This window comes from Stenotrophomonas sp. WED208 (assembly GCF_040984485.1).
GTDB classification, from domain to species: domain Bacteria; phylum Pseudomonadota; class Gammaproteobacteria; order Xanthomonadales; family Xanthomonadaceae; genus Stenotrophomonas; species Stenotrophomonas riyadhensis.
The window spans coordinates 1,058,667-1,078,406 of sequence record NZ_JAZARB010000001.1 but is presented as its reverse complement, the minus strand read 5'-3'; the positions used below and the strand labels follow the sequence as shown (position 1 = coordinate 1,078,406).

Annotated in this window: 14 protein-coding genes; 10 read left to right on the top strand and 4 right to left on the bottom strand. The window is 68.2% G+C overall.

Annotated elements, in window-relative coordinates; translation table 11 throughout:
- Positions 1-94 precede the first annotated feature (94 nt).
- Positions 95-2,194, top strand: a complete 2,100-nt coding sequence (locus tag VPH47_RS04745; RefSeq protein ID WP_368850236.1) for a glycosyltransferase — start codon at positions 95-97, stop codon at positions 2,192-2,194.
- Here VPH47_RS04745 and VPH47_RS04740 read toward each other — a convergent pair.
- Both VPH47_RS04740 and VPH47_RS04735 read right to left on the bottom strand, forming a co-directional pair.
- Positions 2,191-3,756 carry a hypothetical protein gene (locus VPH47_RS04740; protein WP_368850235.1) on the bottom strand — a complete coding sequence of 522 codons (1,566 nt, stop codon included), beginning with the start codon at positions 3,754-3,756 and terminating at the stop codon, positions 2,191-2,193. The two genes, VPH47_RS04745 and VPH47_RS04740, sit on opposite strands and share 4 nt — an antisense overlap.
- Positions 3,757-3,786: 30 nt before the next feature.
- Complete coding sequence (locus VPH47_RS04735; protein ID WP_110713273.1) at positions 3,787-5,943, bottom strand: bifunctional (p)ppGpp synthetase/guanosine-3',5'-bis(diphosphate) 3'-pyrophosphohydrolase; 2,157 nt, start codon at positions 5,941-5,943, stop codon at positions 3,787-3,789.
- 128 nt (positions 5,944-6,071) lie between these two features.
- Between VPH47_RS04735 and VPH47_RS04730 the strand changes: the two genes are divergently transcribed.
- A complete protein-coding gene (locus VPH47_RS04730; RefSeq protein ID WP_368850234.1) occupies positions 6,072-6,608 on the top strand; it encodes a hypothetical protein in 537 nt (178 codons plus the stop codon).
- A 75-nt stretch (positions 6,609-6,683) separates the two neighbouring features.
- Here the strand turns inward: VPH47_RS04730 and hrpA are convergent, their stop codons facing one another.
- The gene (gene hrpA, locus VPH47_RS04725) at positions 6,684-10,766 is read right to left on the bottom strand and encodes an ATP-dependent RNA helicase HrpA (RefSeq protein WP_368850233.1); all 4,083 of its coding nucleotides are present in this window, start codon (positions 10,764-10,766) and stop codon (positions 6,684-6,686) included.
- Positions 10,767-10,852: 86 nt separating this feature from the next.
- Between hrpA and VPH47_RS04720 the strand changes: the two genes are divergently transcribed.
- The 6 genes from VPH47_RS04720 to VPH47_RS04695 all read left to right on the top strand — a co-directional run bounded on the left by VPH47_RS04720 (position 10,853) and on the right by VPH47_RS04695 (position 17,898).
- Positions 10,853-11,401, top strand: a complete 549-nt coding sequence (locus VPH47_RS04720; RefSeq protein WP_005410730.1) for a Dps family protein — start codon at positions 10,853-10,855, stop codon at positions 11,399-11,401.
- Positions 11,402-11,949: 548 nt separating this feature from the next.
- Positions 11,950-13,755, top strand: a complete 1,806-nt coding sequence (gene recQ, locus VPH47_RS04715; protein WP_049463264.1) for a DNA helicase RecQ — start codon at positions 11,950-11,952, stop codon at positions 13,753-13,755.
- A gap of 232 nt (positions 13,756-13,987) precedes the next feature.
- Complete coding sequence (locus VPH47_RS04710; protein ID WP_180854649.1) at positions 13,988-14,371, top strand: CopL family metal-binding regulatory protein; 384 nt, start codon at positions 13,988-13,990, stop codon at positions 14,369-14,371.
- Between the two features lie 75 nt (positions 14,372-14,446).
- The gene (locus VPH47_RS04705; RefSeq protein ID WP_110713280.1) at positions 14,447-16,273 is read left to right on the top strand and encodes a copper resistance system multicopper oxidase; all 1,827 of its coding nucleotides are present in this window, start codon (positions 14,447-14,449) and stop codon (positions 16,271-16,273) included.
- The gene (locus VPH47_RS04700; RefSeq protein WP_368850232.1) at positions 16,270-17,304 is read left to right on the top strand and encodes a copper resistance protein B; all 1,035 of its coding nucleotides are present in this window, start codon (positions 16,270-16,272) and stop codon (positions 17,302-17,304) included. Before VPH47_RS04705 ends, VPH47_RS04700 begins: the two co-directional genes overlap by 4 nt.
- 81 nt (positions 17,305-17,385) lie before the next feature.
- Entirely contained in the window at positions 17,386-17,898 is a 513-nt protein-coding gene (locus VPH47_RS04695; protein ID WP_110713283.1) for a GNAT family N-acetyltransferase, read from the top strand.
- 89 nt (positions 17,899-17,987) lie between these two features.
- Here the strand turns inward: VPH47_RS04695 and VPH47_RS04690 are convergent, their stop codons facing one another.
- Positions 17,988-18,302 (bottom strand): zf-TFIIB domain-containing protein, encoded by a 315-nt coding sequence (locus tag VPH47_RS04690; protein ID WP_368850231.1) that lies wholly within the window; start codon positions 18,300-18,302, stop codon positions 17,988-17,990.
- Between the two features lie 149 nt (positions 18,303-18,451).
- On the opposite strand from VPH47_RS04690, the gene VPH47_RS04685 reads away from it, so the two are divergent.
- Together VPH47_RS04685 and VPH47_RS04680 are read left to right on the top strand one after the other, a co-directional pair.
- The gene (locus tag VPH47_RS04685) at positions 18,452-19,219 is read left to right on the top strand and encodes a CPBP family glutamic-type intramembrane protease (protein ID WP_180846408.1); all 768 of its coding nucleotides are present in this window, start codon (positions 18,452-18,454) and stop codon (positions 19,217-19,219) included.
- A 94-nt stretch (positions 19,220-19,313) separates the two neighbouring features.
- Entirely contained in the window at positions 19,314-19,739 is a 426-nt protein-coding gene (locus tag VPH47_RS04680) for a response regulator (protein WP_049400506.1), read from the top strand.
- Position 19,740: the final 1 nt, after the last annotated feature.

The following is a 19,740-nucleotide window of genomic DNA, read 5'->3' as shown; positions in this document are numbered from 1 at the left end:
GGATGCGAGAATGTAAGGTCTGGCGAGTCTACCCCAGCCGCTGCGGCTGGCGGATTCTCCCGGGTTCCCCTGCTTAAGCTGGAGTTGCAACCGGATGGCGATGTCCCTGGCCGAGATCCGATACCTGATCAACCGCCTGTCGGGCCTGGCCCGCCGGAGCCTGGCCAGCCTGCGTACCCGTGGGTGGCGGGCGACCTGGCAGCGCATCCGCGTGCACACCCAGCGCGCCGTCCCCGCCCCACGCACGCCGTTGTTCCTGCCACCGGAACAAGCGTTCGCCCCGTTCACGGTGCCGTTCAGTGAAACGCCGGAAGTGAGCATCGTCATCCCGGTCTACAACCACGTCGGCCACACCCTGGCCTGCCTGCGTGCCCTGGCAGCGCACCCGCCGGCGGCGGCCTGCGAGATCCTGGTGGTGGATGACGGCAGCAGTGACACCACCCCGCAGTGGATGCCACAGGTGGCCGGACTGCGCTATGAGGTACGTGAGCGCAATGGCGGCTTCATCGAAGCCTGCAATGACGGCGTCGCACGCGCACGCGGCCGCTTCGTGGTGCTGCTCAACAACGATACGGTGCCGCAGCCGGGCTGGCTGGATGCACTGCTGGACACGTTCGCCAATACCCCCGAGGCCGGGCTGGTCGGCAGCCAACTGCTGTACCCGGATGGCCGACTGCAGGAATCGGGGGGCGTGATCTTCGCCGACGGCAGCGGCTGGAGCTACGGCCGCTTCGAGGCCGCCGACGACCCGCGCTTTGCCAGCCTGCGTGACGTCGACTACTGCTCCGGCGCGGCGCTGATGCTGCCGCGCGCCCTCTGGCAGCAGCTGGGCGGCTTCGATACCCGTTACAAGCCGGCGTACTACGAGGACACCGATCTGGCTTTCCGCGTTCGCGCCCAGGGCCTGCGAGTGCTGGTGCAGCCGGCCAGCCGCGTGGTCCACGATGAAGGCACCAGCAACGGCACCGATACCGGCAGCGGGGTGAAGGCCTACCAGGTGCGCAACCAGGCCATCTTTGCGACCAAGTGGGCGGCCGAGCTGGCCCACCATCCTGCAGTGGGTGCGGTGCCGTCGCCTGCGCTGCTGCAGCGCGGCCGCCGCCAGGTGCTGATCCTCGATGAGGAAGTCCCGAGGCCCGATCGCGATTCCGCCTCGCTGCGCCAGGTCAACCTGATCCGCCTGCTGCTGCAGGGCGGCGCTCACGTGGTGTTCGTCCCCACCCGCCGCGAACACGGCGGCGCTGCCACCGAGGCGCTGCAGCGGATGGGCGTGGAAGTCTGGTACGCGCCGTTCATTGATGGCGTGGCCGGCTGGCTGCGCACGCACGGTGCGCGCTTCGACGTGGCGCTGCTGGTCCGCCATCATGTTGCCCACGAGTGCCTGCCGCTGCTGAAGCGCTATGCCCCGCAGGCACGCACGGTATTCGACACCGTGGACCTGCACTACCTGCGCGAACGCCGCGGTGCCGAAGTCGCCGGCGACACCAGCCTGCTACGGGCCGCCGAGCGCACCCGTACCAGCGAACTGGCGGTGATGGAGCAGTGCGACATCACCGTGCTGGTCAGTGCCGCCGAGCGCGAGCAGCTGCAGGCCGACGCCCCTTCCGTGCAGGTGGAGCTGATCTCCAACCTGCACGACGTCGCCGGCGCCGGCAAGCCGTTCGAACAGCGCCATGACCTGGTGTTCGTCGGTGGCTTCCGCCATCCGCCGAACCTGGATGCCATGGAGTGGTTCATCGGCGAAGTCTTTGCCGGCATCCGCGCCCGTCTGCCCGAGGTACGCCTGCACTGCATCGGTGCCGCCACGCCGGAATCGCTGCTGGCGTTGGCCGCTCGCCAGCCGGGCGTGCAGATGCATGGCTTCGTCGAGGACATCACGCCTTACATGGACGGTGCCCGCATTTCCATCGCGCCACTGCGCTTCGGCGCCGGCGTGAAGGGCAAGATCAACCTGAGCATGGCCCATGGCCAGCCGGTGGTCGGTACCACCTGCGCCGTGGAAGGGATGCACCTGCTCCCGGGCCAGGACGTGCTGGTGGCCGATGATGCGGCGGGCTTCGCCGATGCGGTGGTCCGCCTGTACCAGGATCCGCAGCTGTGGCAGCAGTTGTCCGACGCCGGCCTGGCCAACATCGCAGAGCACTTCTCCCTCGACGCTGCCCGCGCGACCGTGCAGCGGGTGTTCTTCACCTAGTCCGGGCGACCGCCGGCGCGGCGCAGGCGATCTTCGAACGCCGGCAGCTCGGCCAGGTCCGGTTGCAGCAACCGGGCCTGTTCGGCGGCGTGTGCGGCAAACGCCAGGTCTCCATTGCCGAGCCGTTCGCTGCCGATCGCCAGCCAGCGCTGGGCCAGGCGCAGCCGTGCCGCGGGAAGTCCAGCCGCGGTCGGCGACAGGGTCTGCCACGCCTGCAGGCAGGCACCGGCCGCCTGCACGCGATTCTGCCGCAGGTTGTCGTCGAAACAACTTCGGCTGGCCGGCAACAGGCGGGCTGCAGCGGCCTTCACCCGTGCATCGCGTGGCGCCAGTGACTGCGCTTCGCGCAACGCGTCGAACGCACTGTGGCCGGGGGGGCTGATCCATTGCCCAGCGCGTTCGGCGCGCTCGATCCTGCGCAGGTGGTCGCGCAGTTGGCGCTCGCGCTGCGTGTTGCTGACCGACGGCTGCTGCAGCGCCTTCTGCGCCTGGTGTGCGCGCTGCAGACGCTGTGCGAGCTGCTGTCGTGCGGCCGGCGAGGCGCCCAGTTCTTCCGCCAGCGCGGCATCCGCCTGCGCCGCCTCGAACTGGAAGTCGTCGGCCTGCTTCTGGCTGCGTGCCAGTACGGCCTGCAACGCCTGTTCGCGGCCGCGCTGGGCATTGGGATCATCGGCCGCCACCGCAAGAACCGCCAGGAACCCCTTGGCCGCCACGTCCAGCTGCCGCCGCTGCAATGCACGTTGCGCCTGCCTCAGGCGCTGATCGACCGCCCGCGCCAACGCTTCCTGGCTGGCGGGCAGATCGGCGTGGCCGGCATCGAACTGGCGCGCGCGCTGCACGATCGCAGCGGCTTCGGCCAGGTCCCCGCGCCCGGCCAGCGTACGCGCATGCTGCAGCAGATCGCTCAGTGCATCTTCGCGCCCTTCCAGCGCCGGCAGGTTGTCTGGCTGCAGTGCCAGGATGCGCTGGAACAGCGGCAGTGCACTGCTGTCGCCATCGTCGAGCCGCCCGGCAGCGAGGGCATTGCGGGCCTGCGCCAGCAGCGCACCGATGCCCGCCCCGGCACTGCGCCGTGCCTGCAACTGGCGGGCGACGGCATCTGCATCACCTTGCGGCACCTGCAGTTCGCGGGCCAGTGCCAGTGCCTGCGCACTGCCGTCGAGATCATTGTTCTCAAGTTTGTCGCGGGCCTGCTGCAGGGCGGCAGCGGCCGTTCGTGCCAGGCCTTCACGGGCCTGCGGACGGTCGCCATCCAATGCCAGCACGGCCTGGTAACGTTCGCGTGCGCCACTGCCGTCGGCCGCGCTCAGTCGGCCGCTGGCAAGCGCACGATCGCCCTCGACCAGCAGCTGTTCGATCTGCGGTTCATCCCAGAACCAGTCAGCCAACGGCTTGCGCAGCAGCACCAGCAGCACGAACACCGCCAGCGCCGCGACCAGCGCCCAGCGCCACACCCGGCGCGCGTGGCGGGCCTGCAGCCACCACCAACGGCCTTCGCGGCGGACGCGGTCCAGCGCAGGATGTTCAGCGCCATGCGGGCGATGCGGAGGCTCGCGTTCCATGCGTGCAGGGTAGCCGGGGCAGCGTGAAGCTCAGCCGAGGCGACGCGCCTCGCTCACGCCGGGCAGCGCATCCAGCTTGCCCAGCAGGGTCGACAGCTGGCCGTAGTCGCTCACCTTCAGGCGCAGGCGCAGATGGGCACGGCCACTGTTGCGCACGTTGTCACTGTGGATGTCGAGCACGTAGGCGTCTTCCTGGGCGATCAGGTTGGTGATGTCCTTCAGCAGCCAGCGGCGGTCGACTGCAGTGACCACCACGTCCACCTCGTAGCCACCGCCGGCCTGGCCCCACTCCACCGGCAGGATGCGCTGCGGGCTGGTGGCTGCCAGCCGGGCCAGCGCAGCACAGTCTGCACGATGTACGGTGACACCCCGGCTACGGGTCAGGTAGCCGACGATCGGTTCGCCGGCCACCGGCTGGCAGCAACGCGCCAGCTGTACCAGCAGGTTGCCCACGCCCTGCACGGTGAACTTGGACTTGCCCAGGTTCTCGCGGCGCGCGGTCGGGCGTGGCAGGCTCGGCGCAGGTGCCGGCTGGCTGGCCGCACGCTCCGCCTCCAGCAGGGTACGGCTGACCTGGTTCGGGCCGGTATCACCCAGCGCCACCTGGATGTAGAGATCGTCGACGCTGTCGGCATGGAACTTCTTCGCCGCCACCGACAGGTCCGAGTGCTGCAGGCCCAGCCGCTTCAGTTCGCGCTCAAGCAGTTCGCGGCCGGCCTGCACGTTGCGCGCGCGATCCAGCTTGTGGAACCAGCTGCGCACCTTTTCGCGCGAGCGGTTGCTGGCCAGGAAGCCGTTGGCCGGCATCAGCCAGTCGCGACGCGGGTCGGCCTCCTTGCCGGTCAGGATCTCGACGCGGTCGCCGCTGCGCAGGCGGTAGGTCAGCGGCACGATACGGCCATTGACCTTCGCACCACGGCAACGGTGGCCCACCATCGTGTGCACCTGGTAGGCGAAATCGAGCGGCGTGGCCCCCTGCGGCAGGTCCAGCACCTCGTCCTTCGGGCTCAGTGCATAGACCCGGTCCTCGGTCAGCTCGGCATCGAGCGCCCCGGCCAGTTCATTGCCCTGCCCATCCTGCGCCTGCTCCAGCAGTTGGCGCATCCAGGTGATCTTGCGGTCGAAGGACTTTTCCGCGCCCTTGCCGCCTTCCTTGTACTTCCAGTGCGCGGCCACGCCCAGCTCGGCCTGCGAATGCATCTCGTGGGTACGGATCTGCACTTCGATGGTGCGGCCTTCCGGACCGACCACGGCGGTATGCAGCGAACGGTAGTCGTTGGCCTTGGGCCGGGCGATGTAATCGTCGAACTCGCTCGGCACCGGCGCCCACAGCGCGTGCACCACGCCCAGCGCGGCGTAGCAGGCGGCGACATCATCGACCATCACCCGCACCGCGCGGATGTCGTACAGCTGGTCGAACGCCAGCCGCTTCTTCTGCATCTTCCGCCAGATGCTGTAGATGTGCTTCGGGCGGCCACTGACCTCGGCCTTGATGCCCTGCGCGACCAGTTCGCGCGACAGCACCTTCTTGACGTTCTCGACGTAGCGCTCGCGGGCGATGCGGGTCTCGTCGACCTCGCGGGCGATGCGCCGATAGGTCTCCGGCTCCAGGTGGCGGAACGCCAGGTCCTCCAGCTCCCATTTCAGCTGCCAGATGCCCAATCGATTGGCCAGCGGTGCATGGATGTCACGGGTCAGCTGCGCCAGCGCGCGACGCTGCTCATCGTCCAGCTTGTCGGCCGCGCGCATCCGGGCCAGCTGCCGGGCCAGCAGGATCGGCACCACGCGCAGGTCGCGGATGATCGCCAGCAGCAGGCGGCGCAGGCCTTCGCTGTTGCGCCCGGCCTCGCGGCCGGCGTGCAGCGCCCACACCGGATCGGCCGCATCCTGGCCATCCAGCAGGCCGATCACCGCGGCCTTGTGGTTGCCCAGCGGCAGTTGCTCCAGGCTGGCGCGCAGGCCGGGCAGATCGAACAGCAGGGCCGCGACCACCGCGCCTTCGTCGGCCGAGAGCATCGCCAGTGCGTCGAGGGTGTCGCCCAGCACCGACCAGCTGGCGCGCATCTGGTGGTCGCACTCCGGCGCTTCCCAATGCTCGCGCAGGGCCTGGCGCAGCGGAGCGGGCAGCACCGCTGCCGAGGGACGGTTCAACAAGGCATCCAGGCCGGGGACGGAAGCGCGGTTCACAGCATCGAGCAGGCAAGACAGAGGCCTCTACACTAGCGCCGGCGCCGTTCAGGGACAATCGCCGCGACTGCATCGCCCGGCATCAGCACATGCCGCTACACTCCGCACAAACCCAGGAGAGTCCCGCCATGCCTTCGATTGCCCTGCCTTTCCACCCCCGGTTGCTGGCCTGCGCCGCGGTACTGCTGACGCTGTCGGCACCGGCGCTGGCCCAGCGCGTGGTGGAAGGCGACCTGCAGCAGCAGATGTCGCCGGCCGAGTTCAAGGCTGCGGGCCTGGACAAGCTCAACGCCACCGAGTTGGCCGCGCTCAACCGCTGGTTGCAGGGCAAGGTCGAGTCAGCCACCACCCAGGCCGTCGCCGCCGTTCGCGAGGAAGCGCGTGAAGAAGGTCGCCAGGAAGTGATCAAGAAGAACCGTGGCTTCTTCGACTTCGGCAGCAGCGAGCCCATCGAAAGCACCCTGCAGGGTGAGTTCCGTGGCTTCGGCCAGGGCCGCCACTACGTGCTGCAGAATGGCCAGGAGTGGGAGCAGGTCGATGCCACCCACTACTCCGGGGCGCGCAAGGAGTCCCCCAAGGTCAGCATGCGCCCGGGGCTGATGGGCGTGTGGTACATGAAGGTGGACGGCGTGAACGTGCAGCCGAAGGTGCGCCGCGCCAAGTAACGCCGTCACCGCACATCAACGCCGGGCCGATGCCTGGCGGCAATGGCCGCCCCACGCGGCGGCCATTGCCCGGATTCACGCCTGGCGCAGAGCGGTCACCCGCTGCGCCAGCTTCTTCGCCGAGATGCCGGTGCGTGCACCCAGCTCCTGCGCGAACAGCGATACCCGCAGCTCTTCCAGGTCCCAGCGCAGGGCCTGCCATTGCGGGCGCTCGCGCAGTCCCTGCTGCTCCCCCGCTTCCAGCGCTTCCAGGAACGGATGCAGTTCCAGCATGCGTGCCTGGTCACGTGGCGGATCACGCTTGGCACGCTCGGTGCGCAGGATCATCGCCTTCAGATAGCGCGGGTACTGCGCCAACGCGTCGGCCGGCGTGTCGCGCAGGAAGCCGGGATGGATCAGCCCGACCAGCTGCGCTTCCATGTCGTCCAGATTGCCGCGTGCCCAGCCCATCAACGGTGCTTCCAGCATCGGCTTCAGTTCCGCCACCAGCGCCAGGATGGTTTCGGCCAGCTTCAGCCGCGACATGGCCTCGCCAAACAGCGCCTTGGCCGCATGCTCACGACGCTGCTCGAAGGCTGCCGCATCGCGGATGTCTTCCAGCCCCTCGGCCAGCACCGCGTTCATCGCCGCATCGACCAGGTCACCACGCAGGCGTTCCTGCGACTCGATCGCCGCATACAACAGGCCGGTCTTGGCACCGACCGGCAGCTGCTTGCGTGCCTGCTTCACCTTCTCGGCCAGGGCAATCTCCAGCAGACGGCGCACGCCCAGCGGATGGGCCTCCAGCGCCTGCTGGCGATCGGCGAAGATGCGCAGCGCCACGCTGTCGCCCTCGTCCAGCAACGCCGGATAGGCCGGCACGCCCGCTTCACCGGGTACCTGCAGAGGAATCGGCGTGGCCGGGAACGTACGCAGGCCATCGACGGCCATCTCGCGGCCGGCGCGTGCAGCGAAGGCATCGCCGGCACGACCACCGAACTTCGCGCGCAGCGTGTCCAGATCACGCGAGGTCGCCAGCACCTTGCCCTGCTCGTCGCGCAGCCGCAGGTTCATGTGCAGGTGCGGCTCGATCGAGCCGGGCTCGAAATCGAGCGCCGTCACCGTTGCGCCGGTCGCACGTGACAGGAAGCGCGCCAGCTCGCCGGTGATGGCATCGGCGCTGGGCTGCGGGAACGCCTCGTAGAATGCGCGACCGAAGTCCGGTGCTGGCACGTAGTTGCGGCGCATCGCCTTGGGCAGGCTGCGGATCAGTGCCGAGGCCTTGTCGGCGACGAAACCCGGCGCCAGCCAGCCCAGTTGCACCGGGTCCAGCGCGTTGAGCAGATGCAGCGGCACGTCCAGGGTGACGCCGTCGTCGTCGGCTCCCGGCTCGAAGCGGTAATGCAGTGGCAGGCGCGCCTGGCCCAGCGGCAGGTACTTCGGATAGCGCTCCTGTTCGCTGCCCTCACCCGGCAACAGATCGACCAGGGACCAGTGCAGGGTCTTGCGCTGTTCCGGCGCCAGCCCCTTCCACCAGGTGTCCAGACCCGCCGCCGAATGGATCTGCGGCGGCACCCGGTCCAGGTACCAGCGCGCCTGCCAGTCCTCGTCGGCAACGATGCCAGCACGGCGCAGCTTGGCTTCTTCCTCGCGGGCGATCTCCAGCACTTTCTGGTTGTCGGCCACGAAGCTGGCGCGGGTGTTGATCTCACCGGTCACCAGTGCCTGGCGCACGAAGATGTCGTGCGCTTCGCCCGGCGCGATGCGGCCGTAGTGCACCGGCTTCTTCGGCGCCAGCACCAGGCCGAACAGGCTGATCTGCTCGGAGGCCAGCACCTGGCCCTGCGCGCGCGACCAGTGCGGATCGAAGTGCTTGCGCAGCAGCAGGTGCGGCAGTTCGGCGATCACCCAGTCCGGCTCGATCGCCGCCAGGGTCATGCCCCACACCTTCTGCGTATCCAGCAGGTTGGCCACCAGCAGCCACGGCGGCGGCCGCTTGGACAGCGCCGAACCCGGGAACGGCAGGAAGCGGCGCTGGCGTGGCGCCTGGAAATCGCCCTTCTCGGTGCGGTGGCCGATCTGCGTCGGCAGGCCCGCCACCAGCGCCCGATGCAGGGTCTGGTACGCAGCGGCACGCACGCGTTCGCTGAAACCGCCGCCAACCGGTGCCTGTTCCTTCTGCGCGCGCACGGGCACTGGCGCCGGGGCCGCCTCGGCCTTGCCTTCGCGGGCCAGGCGCGCGGCACGGTGCAGCTGGCCACGGGTGGCCTTCACTGCAGCGGCGTCATCGCGCGCCGGAGCCGGTGCACTGCTGCCAGCCAGCAACGGCGCCATCGAGGCCTCGTTGGCCTCTTCCTTCCAGCCCAGTTCTTCGCACAGCAGGCGCAGCTGTCGATGCAGCTCGCGCCATTCGCGCATGCGCAGGAAACCGAGGAAATGGCGACCGCACCAGTCGCGCAGCTTGGATTGGGTCAGGTCTTCGTGGGCCTGCCGATAGGCATCCCACAGGCGCAGCACGCCGACGAATTCGGACCGCCCATCGGCGAACTGCGCATGCGCGCTGTCGGCCGCGCCACGCGCTTCGGGCGGGCGCTCGCGCGGGTCCTGGATGCCCAGGAACGAGGCGATCACCAGCATCGGCCGCAGGCAGCCGGCGGCCTGCGCGGCGACCAGCATGCGCGCCAGCTTCACGTCCACCGGCAGGCGTGCCATCTGCTTGCCGATGGTGGTCATACGCCGCTCGGCGTCGATGGCGCCCAGTTCGGTCAGCTGTTGCCAGCCATCGGCCACCGCGCGTTCGTCCGGCGCTTCCAGGAACGGGAACTCCTCGATGCGGCCCAGGCCCAGCTGCAGCATGCGCAGGATCACCCCGGCCAGGCTGGAGCGGCGGATTTCCGGATCGGTGAACTCCGGCCGCGCCTGGAAATCGGCCTCGGCATACAGGCGATAGCAGATGCCCTCGGCGATACGGCCGCAGCGGCCCTTGCGCTGGTTGGCGCTGGCCTGCGAGATCGGCTCGATGTGCAGGCGGTCCAGCTTGTTGCGCGGGCTGTAGCGCTTGACGCGGGCAAAGCCCGGATCGACCACGTAGCGGATGCGCGGCACCGTCAGCGAAGTTTCGGCCACGTTGGTGGCCAGCACGATGCGCCGGTTCGGCCCGGGATTGAACACCCGGTCCTGGTCCTGGTTGGACAGGCGCGCGTACAGTGGCAGCACCTCGGTGTTGCGGTACTTGCGCCGTTCCAGCGACTGGTGCGCATCGCGGATCTCGCGCTCACCCGGCAGGAAGATCAGCACGTCGCCGCGCCCATCCAGGCGGGTGATCTCGTCGATGGCCGACACGATGGCGTCGTTGACGGTGCGTTCGCCCTGCTCTTCGCCCTCGCCTTCCAGCGCACGGTAGCGCACTTCCACCGGGTAGGTGCGGCCTTCGACGCTGATCACCGGCGCATTGTCGAAATGCTGGGCGAAGCGTTCGGTGTCGATGGTGGCCGAGGTCACGATCAGCTTCAGGTCCGGGCGCTTGCGCAGCAGCTGCTTCAGGTAGCCCAGCAGGAAGTCGATGTTGAGGCTGCGTTCGTGCGCCTCGTCGACGATGATCGTGTCGTAGTTCGACAACCAGCGATCGCTGGCGATTTCCGCCAGCAGGATGCCGTCGGTCATGAACTTGATGCGGCTGTCTTCGCTGACCTTGTCGTTGAAACGCACCTGGTAGCCGACCAGCTGGCCCAGTTCGCTCTGCAGCTCCTGCGCCACGCGGCTGGCCACCGCACGTGCGGCAATCCGTCGCGGCTGGGTGCAGCCGATCATGCCGGCCTGGCCACGGCCTGCGGCCAGGCACAGTTTCGGCAGCTGGGTGGTCTTGCCCGAGCCGGTTTCACCGGCGATCACCACGACCTGGTGGTCGCGGATCAGCCCGATGATGGCGTCGGCTTCACGCGCAATCGGCAGCTGCGGGTCCAGAGTAATGGACGGCTGCTGCTGCGCCCGGACCTGCCGGCGCTGCACCGACGCCTGCAAGGCCTGCTCGAAGGTGGCGGCCAGCGCCGCATCCTGTGGCTTGGCCTGGCAACGCGAGAGCATTCCCAGCAAACGGCCCCGGTCGCGGCTCATGGCGCCGTCGATGGCGGCACGCTGCTGGCGCAGGCGGGGCGGCGGATTTTTATCGATAGAGTTCATCAATCGGTTCGTTCAAAACTTTGAAAGCGACCAGTCATCACGACCGGTTTATTGTGAAGGCCAACGATTCCACAAGGAGGAACCCCATGGCGAAGACCAAGAGCACGACCAAGGCCAAGACCGGCAAGCAGAAGCTTGCAGCGGCGGCACCGTCGGCGCCGAACATCGATATCGGGATCACCCAGGGCGACCGCAAGAAGATCGCCGACGGTCTGTCGCGCTTCCAGGCCGATGCGTTCACGCTCTACCTGAAGACGCACAACTTCCACTGGAACGTGACCGGGTCGATGTTCAACTCGCTGCACACCATGTTCGAGACGCAGTACACCGAGCAGTGGGCGGCACTGGACGACGTGGCCGAGCGCATCCGCGCGCTGGGCTTCAATGCCCCGGGCTCCTACCGGGAATTCGCTGCGCTGACCTCGATCGCCGAGGAACCGGGCCTGACCGACAGTGCGGACTGGCGTGAAATGGTACGCCAGTTGGTGGTCGCCAACGAAGCGGTCTGCCGTACGGCACGTGAAGTGCTGGAGGTGGCGGCCAAGGGTGACGACGCGCCGACCGAGGATCTGATGACCCAGCGCCTGCAGACCCACGAGAAGTACGCCTGGATGCTGCGTTCCCTGCTCCAGTAAGGGTTTTGGGGGTCTCGGCAGGGCTGCGCCCTGCACCCGCAGAGGCCACTGCAACGGCAACAGCCGGAGCAAAAGCTGGTTTCCTGTGGGTTGGCGGGGTGGGTCCGGTTGCGGGGGACGCCGTAAATACGTCCATGTAGGCTCGGTCGCGCCATCCATGGCGCTCACGCCCCCGCAACCGGACCCACCCCGCCTTCGACAGTTTTTCGCGATCTGCCGGAACAGCGTCCGCTCTGGTAGGTGTCGACCTTGGTCGACACGGATGAATTCATTCGATATCTGACAGATGTGTCGACCAAGGTCGACACCTACCAACAGCACACGGAATCTGTCGGGGGTGGGGCGGTGTGGGCTTGCAGGACCGTTGGCGCCATGGATGGCGCCATCGAGCCCCCATGGACGGGTTTACGGCGTGTCCTGCAAGCCCACACCGCCCCGCCCAACCAGCAGCCCCCCAGAGCCGGCTGTTGCCTTTGACGTTGCTCCGGCTTGTAGCAGGTGCAGGGCGCAGCCCTGCCGAGACACCCCCGCCGGGGTAAACTAGCCGGATGGCTTCCCGTCCCGCGCACGACCTGCTCCAACGCGTCTTTGGTTACGACGATTTCCGTGGTCCCCAGCAGGACATCGTGGAGCATGTGGCTGCCGGTCACGATGCCTTGGTGCTGATGCCCACCGGCGGTGGCAAGTCGCTGTGCTACCAGGTGCCGGCCCTGCTGCGTGACGGATGTGGCATCGTCATCTCGCCGCTGATCGCGCTCATGCAGGACCAGGTCGAGGCCCTGCGCCAGCTCGGCGTGCGTGCCGAGTACCTGAACTCGACCCTGGACGCCGAGACCGCTGGCCGCGTCGAGCGCGAACTGCTCGCGGGCGAGCTGGACATGCTCTATGTCGCCCCCGAGCGCCTGCTGACCGGCCGCTTCCTGTCGCTGCTGTCGCGCAGCCAGATCGCCCTGTTCGCCATCGATGAAGCACACTGCGTGTCGCAGTGGGGCCATGATTTCCGCCCCGAGTACCGCCAGCTGACCGTGCTGCACGAGCGTTGGCCACAGATCCCGCGGATCGCGCTGACCGCCACCGCCGATCCGCCGACCCAGCGCGAGATCGCCGAGCGCCTCGATCTGCAGGAAGCACGCCACTTCGTCAGCTCCTTCGACCGCCCCAACATCCGCTACACCGTGGTGCAGAAGGACAACGCGCGCAAGCAGCTGACCGATTTCCTGCGCGGCCACCGTGGCGAGGCCGGCATCGTCTACTGCATGTCGCGGCGCAAGGTCGAAGAGACCGCCGAATTCCTCTGCGGCCAGGGCTTCAACGCCCTGCCCTACCATGCCGGCCTGCCACCGGAAGTACGCGCCAGCAACCAGCGCCGCTTCCTGCGCGAGGACGGCATCGTGATGTGCGCCACCATCGCCTTCGGCATGGGCATCGACAAGCCGGACGTGCGCTTCGTCGCGCATACCGACCTGCCCAAGTCGATGGAAGGCTACTACCAGGAAACCGGTCGCGCCGGCCGCGATGGCGAGGCCGCCGAGGCCTGGCTGTGCTACGGCCTGGGCGACGTGGTGCTGCTCAAGCAGATGATCGAGCAGTCCGAAGCCGGCGAAGAGCGCAAGCAGCTGGAGCGGTCCAAGCTGGACCACCTGCTGGGCTACTGCGAGTCGATGCAGTGCCGTCGCCAGGTGCTGCTGGCCGGTTTCGGCGAGACCTATCCCCAGCCCTGCGGCAACTGCGACAACTGCCTGACGCCGCCGGCCTCATGGGACGCGACCATTCCGGCGCAGAAGGCGCTGAGCTGTGTCTACCGCAGCGGCCAGCGTTTCGGCGTCGGCCACCTGATCGACGTTCTGCGTGGCAGCGAGAACGAGAAGGTCAAGCAGCAGGGCCACGACAAGCTCAGCACCTATGCGATCGGTCGCGATCTGGATGCGCGCACCTGGCGCAGCGTGTTCCGCCAGCTGGTCGCCGCCAGCCTGCTGGAAGTGGACAGCGAGGGCCACGGTGGCCTGCGCCTGACCGACGCCAGCCGCGACGTGCTGACCGGCCGCCGCCAGATCAGCATGCGCCGCGACCCGGCCAGCAGCACCAGCGGCCGCGAGCGCAGCGCGCAGCGCACCGGCCTGTCGGTGCTGCCGCAGGATCTGGCGCTGTTCAACGCGCTGCGCGGCCTGCGTGCCGAACTGGCCCGCGAACAGAACGTGCCGGCCTTCGTGATCTTCCACGACAGCACCCTGCGCAACATCGCCGAACAGCGCCCGACAAGCCTGGACGAACTGGCCCGGGTCGGCGGCATCGGTGGCACCAAGCTGAGCCGCTACGGCCCGCGCCTGGTCGAGATCGTGCGCGAAGAAGGGTAGCGGCGGGCCATACCCGGCGGCCCGTGGATCGGCCGCGCTTCGCGCTCGCTGGGCATGACCCGGCGCTACTCCTACGCTGCTGCCCTTGTAGAGCCGAGCCCACGCTCGGCTGCTTCTGCGGGGACGACAGCCGAGCATGGGCTCGGCTCTACATACATTGGTGCAGCTCCAACCTTGAACCGGCCATTCAGCCGGAAGTGCATCCGTGCCCGCTTGCAGCTAGATTAGCGCCATGTCCCTGGCCTCGACCCTGCTCCGTGTCGTGCTCATGCTCAGCCTGTTGCTCAACGGGTTGAACGCGGCCATGGCCAGCGGTCACGAGGAAATGGGCCGGATGGCCCACGCCGCAGCCACTGCTGTTGATGGCGGCACTGCCGACTGCCACCACCACGCGGGTATGCAGGCCGACGAGGCCCCGCAGGCCAAGGCGCCCGCCCACGACGCCCACTGCCAGATCAAGGACTGCGTGCGCAGTTGTGCCCAGCACCCCCTGCTGGTGGTACTGCCGCTGCCGGTCATGGCCGGCCCGGCGCTGTCGCTGGCCCCGCAGCCGATGCCGGCCACTGGCCGTCCGGCGCCGCCGCTGCCGCCGATCTCGCGTCCTCCCATCGGCTGATTCCACACGCACCGTGCGCCCTGCGCACCGTAGCCGGCCGCCTGCCGGCGTCTTCACGTGTCTGGAGTCACCACCATGAATACCCGCATTCCCCCCGGTCCGGGCGCTGTGCCCATGCCGTCGCGCCGCCTGTTCGTGCAGGGCCTGGCCGCCGGCGGCGTGGTTGCCGGCATCGCCGCTGTCGGCGTTCCGCAGCGCGCGCTCGCCGCCGCCACGGCCGCCCCACGGCTGGCCGGCGCCCCCGCCGTGCTCAGCGACACCCGCATCGAACTGGCCATCGGCGAATCGCTGGCCAACTTCACCGGCCGCACCCGCCCGGCGATCACCGTCAACGGCTCGCTGCCGGCACCGATCCTGCGCTGGCGCGAAGGCCAGACTGTGGACCTGTTCGTGCGCAACACGCTGGAACGCCACCCGACCTCGATCCACTGGCACGGCATCCTGCTGCCCGCCAACATGGACGGCGTGCCCGGCCTGAGCTTCAACGGCATCGGCCCTGGTGAGACCTATCACTACCACTTCGAGCTGAAGCAGTCGGGCACCTACTGGTACCACAGCCACTCGATGTTCCAGGAGCAGGCCGGCCTGTACGGTGCACTGATCATCGACCCCGCCGAGCCGGCGCCGTACCGGCACGACCGCGAGCACGTGATCATGCTGTCCGACTGGACCGACATGGACCCGGGCGCGCTGTTCCGCCGCATGAAGAAGCTGGCGGCGTACGACAACTACTACATGCGCACGCTGCCGGATTTCCTGCGCGACGTGAAGCGCGACGGCTGGTCGGCGGCGCTGTCTGACCGCGGCATGTGGGGACGGATGCGGATGACGCCGACCGACCTGTCCGACGTCAACGCCAACACCTATACCTACCTGATGAACGGCACTGCCCCGGCGGGCAACTGGACCGGGCTGTTCCGCAGTGGCGAGAAGGTGCTGCTGCGCTTCATCAATGGCGGGTCGATGACCTACTTCGACGTGCGCATTCCTGGTTTGAAGATGACCGTGGTCGCCGCCGATGGCCAGTACATCCACCCGGTGAGCATCGATGAATTCCGCATCGCCCCGGCCGAGACCTACGACGTGCTGGTGGAACCGAGCGGCCAGGATGCCTACACGATCTTCTGCCAGGACATGGGCCGCACCGGCTACGCCGCCGGCACACTGGCGGTTCGCCACGGCCTGCAGGCGCCGATTCCCGAGCGCGACCCGCGCGTGCTGCTGACCATGGCCGACATGGGCCATGGCATGTCGGGCCATGACATGGGCGGTGGTGGCCACGGCGGCCACGACATGGCCGCGATGAAGGGCATGGAAGGCGGCTGCGGCGCCAGCATGGGCCACGGCGCGCCCGCCGGCGGCGACACCGCCAGCAAGGCACCGAAGCACCCGGCCAGCGAACGCAACAACCCGCTGGTGGACATGCAGAGCTCAGCCACCGAACCAAAGCTGGACGATCCTGGCATCGGCCTGCGCGACAACGGCCGCCAGGTGCTGACCTACGGCGCGATGCGCAGCCTGTTCGAAGACCCGGATGGCCGCGAGCCGAGCCGCGAGATCGAGCTGCACCTGACCGGCCACATGGAGAAGTTCTCCTGGTCGTTCGATGGCATCCCGTTTGCCAGCGCCGAACCGCTGCGGCTGAACTACGGCGAGCGCATGCGCATCGTGCTGGTCAACGACACCATGATGCAGCACCCGATCCACCTGCACGGCGTGTGGAGCGACTTGGAAAACGCGCAGGGCGAGTTCCAGCTGCGCAAGCACACCATCGACATGCCGCCCGGCACCCGCCGCAGCTACCGCGTGCGCGCCGATGCGCTCGGCCGCTGGGCCTACCACTGCCATCTGCTGTACCACATGGAAGCGGGCATGATGCGCGAAGTGAGGATCGAAGAATGAGCCGCTCACTGCTTTCCCCCAGCCTGCTGGCCCTGGGCCTGGCCGCCGCATTGCCGGTGTTCGCGCAGTCGCACGCTGGTCATGACATGGCCGCGATGGATCCGCCCGCGAAAACCGCGAAGGCGCCGGTCGAACCTGTCGAGCCGGTCGATCATTCGAAGATGGATCATTCGAAGATGGATCCGGGCGCGATGGACCACTCAGCCATGGATCACTCGAAGATGGACCACGGCGCGATGCAGCCGGCGGCGATGGACAACACCACGATGGACCATTCCAGGATGGATCATGCGGCGATGGGTCACGGCGCGCCCGCGCCCACCGAACCGCGCGAGCCGATCCCGGTCCCGACCGACGCCGACCGCGCCGCTGCTTTCCCGCCCATCGCCCACGGTGCGATGGAGCATGCGCCGGAGATCAACAGCCTGCTGCTGATCGACCGGCTTGAGCATTGGGATGGCAAGAGCAGCAACGGCCAGGCCTGGGAGGCCACTGGCTGGATCGGCGGCAACATCAACCGTCTGTGGCTGCGCACCGATGGCGAACGCAGCCGTGGCCGCACCGAATCGTCGTCACTGGAAGCACTGTATGGCCGCAGCGTGTCGCCATGGTGGGACGTGCTGGTCGGCGTGCGCCAGGACTTCCGCCCGGCCGACTCGCGCACCTGGGCGGCGGTCGGCATCCAGGGCCTGGCGCCGTACAAGTTCGAGAGCTCGGCCACGCTGTACATGGGCTCAGGTGGCCAGGTGCTGGCCAAGGGCGAAGTCGAGTACGACGTACTGCTGACCAACCGCTTGATCCTGCAGCCATTGCTGGGCGCCACGGTGGCGGCCAAGGACGAACGGGAGTACGGCATCGGCCGCGGCCTGAACAAGGTCGAGGCCGGGCTGCGCCTGCGCTATGAGTTCAGCCGCCGCTTCGCGCCGTACATCGGCATCAGCCACGAGCGCACGTTTGGCGACACCGCCGATTACGCCGGTGACCACGCGCGCGACACGCGCTGGGTGGCCGGCGTGCGCATGTGGTTCTGAGCAGCGGATCGTGAGCAATCGCCAGCCCCGGCACCCGCCGGGGCCGGCTACACTGCGCCACGTTCCAATGCAGGCACCACCATGTCGTTGCAGATCCGCCGCGCCACCCTTGCCGATGTCGAAGCGTTGTCGGCGATCGCCATCGCTACCTACACCGAGACCTGGGGCGACTCGTATCCGCCGCAGGAGCTGCACGATTTCCTGCAGGACCACTACAGCAGCAAGCCGCAGCGCATCGAACTGTCCGATCCACGCAGTGCCATCTGGCTGTTGATGGACGGTGAGTCGGTGGTCGGCTATCTGGCCGCCGGTGCCAACACCCTGCCGCATGCCGAGTCACGCGAGGGCGACATCGAACTGAAGCGGTTCTACATCCTGGCCACACACCAGAACGGCGGCCACGGTGCACGCCTGATGGACGCGTTCATGGCGTGGCTGGACCAACCGCAGCGCCGCACCCTGTGGGTGGGCGTGTGGGAAGAAAATTTCGGCGCACAGCGCTTCTATGCGCGTTACGGCTGCAACAAGGTCGGCGAGTACGACTTCATCGTCGGCGACACCCACGACCGCGAGTTCATCCTGCGGCGGCCGTGATCACGCGCCCCATGTAGAGTCGAGCCATGCTCGACTATTGGCGGCAACAGCCAGTCGAGCATGGCTCGACTCCACAAAGCGCGAAGCGCCTAGAAGTCGAACAGTTCCGACAGGAAACTGTCCTTCTTCTTTTTCTTGTATCCGTGGCCACGGTTGTCCTCGTAGCGCTGGCCGAGGTGGCGGGTATCGCGGTGCATCACCGGTGGCGGCGCGGACGTCGGCTGAGCCTGCACGGGTGCGGGCGGCGGCATGGCGGCACCGGCGCCGGCGCCGGCGCGCTCGATGATCTTGTCCAGTTCACCACGATCCAGCCACACGCCCCGACAGCCGGGGCAATAGTCGATCTCGATGCCATGGCGTTCGGCCATCTGCAGGGTCTGGGTCTTGCACACGGGGCACAGCATCGGCATTGCTCCTGTCGGTCCTGCATCGACTGTACCTGTGCGGTGATGACTGTGCGGCAACGCATGACCGATGGCACAGGGACTTCCGACGCACGCCGATGCGGCGGCAGTCGCACACACTGGGCCCCTGTTCCGCAGGGAGTGCGTACATGACCGCGTTGTCCCGCCTGCCCACCACCGCGCGCCTGCTGCTGGTCCTGCTGGGCGTTGGCCTGGGCCTGAACCTGCGCGATATCGCCGCGGCCGCAGGGACTCCGATTCCTGCCCTGCCCATGCCCTACGGCGGCAGCCTGCTGGACAATGCGCTGGCGGTGCTGGCGGCACTACTGTTGGCCGCGCTGCTGCGGCCCCGTGGCATGGGTCTGTCGGCCAGCCTCGGGCTGCGCGGAAATGGCTGGGGAGGCCCGATGTGGGTGCTGTTGGCCAGCCTGCCGTGCTGGCTGGGCCTGGCGCTGCTCGGTACCCCGAACACGGCGTTGACCACGCTGGATGCCACGATGCTGGGCGTGCTGTTCCCGCTGGCCGAGGAAGTGCTGTTCCGCGGCCTGGGCTTCGTGCTGCTGGTGAAGATCGTGCGTGGTCCGTGGCCGCTGCTCGCGCTGCCGCAGGCATTGCTGTTCGGCATGGTGCACTGGCTCGGCTTCGGCGGCTTCAACGGTGGCGGCATCGCGCTGTTCATTGGCGCGGTAATCGCCCTGGGCGGCTTCATCTTCGCCTGGCTGGACCATCTGGATGGCGACACCCTCTGGTGTGGCCTGGTCCTGCACGTGTCGATGAACCTGGCCTGGAATGTGTTCAGCCTTGATGACGCCGTCGCGCTCGGCTGGCAGGCCACCAGCCTGCGCATCGGCACGGCCCTGCTGGCGGTGCTGGTGCTGGCCTCGCACGTGCGCCGCCAGCGGCGCGGGCGGCTGTAACGCCCACTTAGCTTGCCGTGCACGCCGGGCTCACTACCGGCTTGCGCATACTTTCGCGCCTTTCGCTCCCCCTGTTGTCCGGAGTTGCCGCGTCATGTTGCTGTCCAAGCGCTTTGTGGAACCGCGCGTCCTGCTGATCGAGGACGCCGAGGAAACCCAGGAACTCAGTCGCCTCGCCCTGGAAAGCCAGGCCTGCCAGGTCACCGCTGTCAGCAGCGCCGAGGCCGCACTGGGCCTGCTCAACGCCGGCGAACCATTCGACCTGCTGTTCACCGACGTCTGCCTGGGCGGCATCAGCGGCATCGAAACCGCCAACCGCGTGCGCGAGCACCTGCCGCAGCTGCCGATCCTGGTCACCTCCGGCATGGACCAGCACCGCGTGCTGCCGCAGCTGCGCGCCGGCATCCACTTCCTGCCCAAGCCGTACAGCATGAGCGAACTGCTCGATGCCATCCGCCTGTGTTTCCGCCATGCAGCGGATGCCACGTTGATACCGCCGCCGCAGGCCAGCGCGGCCTGAG

Excerpts from the sequence above, each read along its gene's own strand:
- VPH47_RS04745 (WP_368850236.1), top strand. The coding sequence starts at position 95 with ATGGCGATGTCCCTGGCCGAGATCCGATACCTGATCAACCGCCTGTCG.
- VPH47_RS04740 (WP_368850235.1), bottom strand. The coding sequence starts at position 3,756 with ATGGAACGCGAGCCTCCGCATCGCCCGCATGGCGCTGAACATCCTGCG.
- VPH47_RS04730 (WP_368850234.1), top strand. The coding sequence starts at position 6,072 with ATGCCTTCGATTGCCCTGCCTTTCCACCCCCGGTTGCTGGCCTGCGCC.
- hrpA (WP_368850233.1), bottom strand. The coding sequence starts at position 10,766 with ATGAACTCTATCGATAAAAATCCGCCGCCCCGCCTGCGCCAGCAGCGT.
- VPH47_RS04720 (WP_005410730.1), top strand. The coding sequence starts at position 10,853 with ATGGCGAAGACCAAGAGCACGACCAAGGCCAAGACCGGCAAGCAGAAG.
- recQ (WP_049463264.1), top strand. The coding sequence starts at position 11,950 with ATGGCTTCCCGTCCCGCGCACGACCTGCTCCAACGCGTCTTTGGTTAC.
- VPH47_RS04710 (WP_180854649.1), top strand. The coding sequence starts at position 13,988 with ATGTCCCTGGCCTCGACCCTGCTCCGTGTCGTGCTCATGCTCAGCCTG.
- VPH47_RS04705 (WP_110713280.1), top strand. The coding sequence starts at position 14,447 with ATGAATACCCGCATTCCCCCCGGTCCGGGCGCTGTGCCCATGCCGTCG.
- VPH47_RS04700 (WP_368850232.1), top strand. The coding sequence starts at position 16,270 with ATGAGCCGCTCACTGCTTTCCCCCAGCCTGCTGGCCCTGGGCCTGGCC.
- VPH47_RS04695 (WP_110713283.1), top strand. The coding sequence starts at position 17,386 with ATGTCGTTGCAGATCCGCCGCGCCACCCTTGCCGATGTCGAAGCGTTG.
- VPH47_RS04690 (WP_368850231.1), bottom strand. The coding sequence starts at position 18,302 with ATGCTGTGCCCCGTGTGCAAGACCCAGACCCTGCAGATGGCCGAACGC.
- VPH47_RS04685 (WP_180846408.1), top strand. The coding sequence starts at position 18,452 with ATGACCGCGTTGTCCCGCCTGCCCACCACCGCGCGCCTGCTGCTGGTC.
- VPH47_RS04680 (WP_049400506.1), top strand. The coding sequence starts at position 19,314 with ATGTTGCTGTCCAAGCGCTTTGTGGAACCGCGCGTCCTGCTGATCGAG.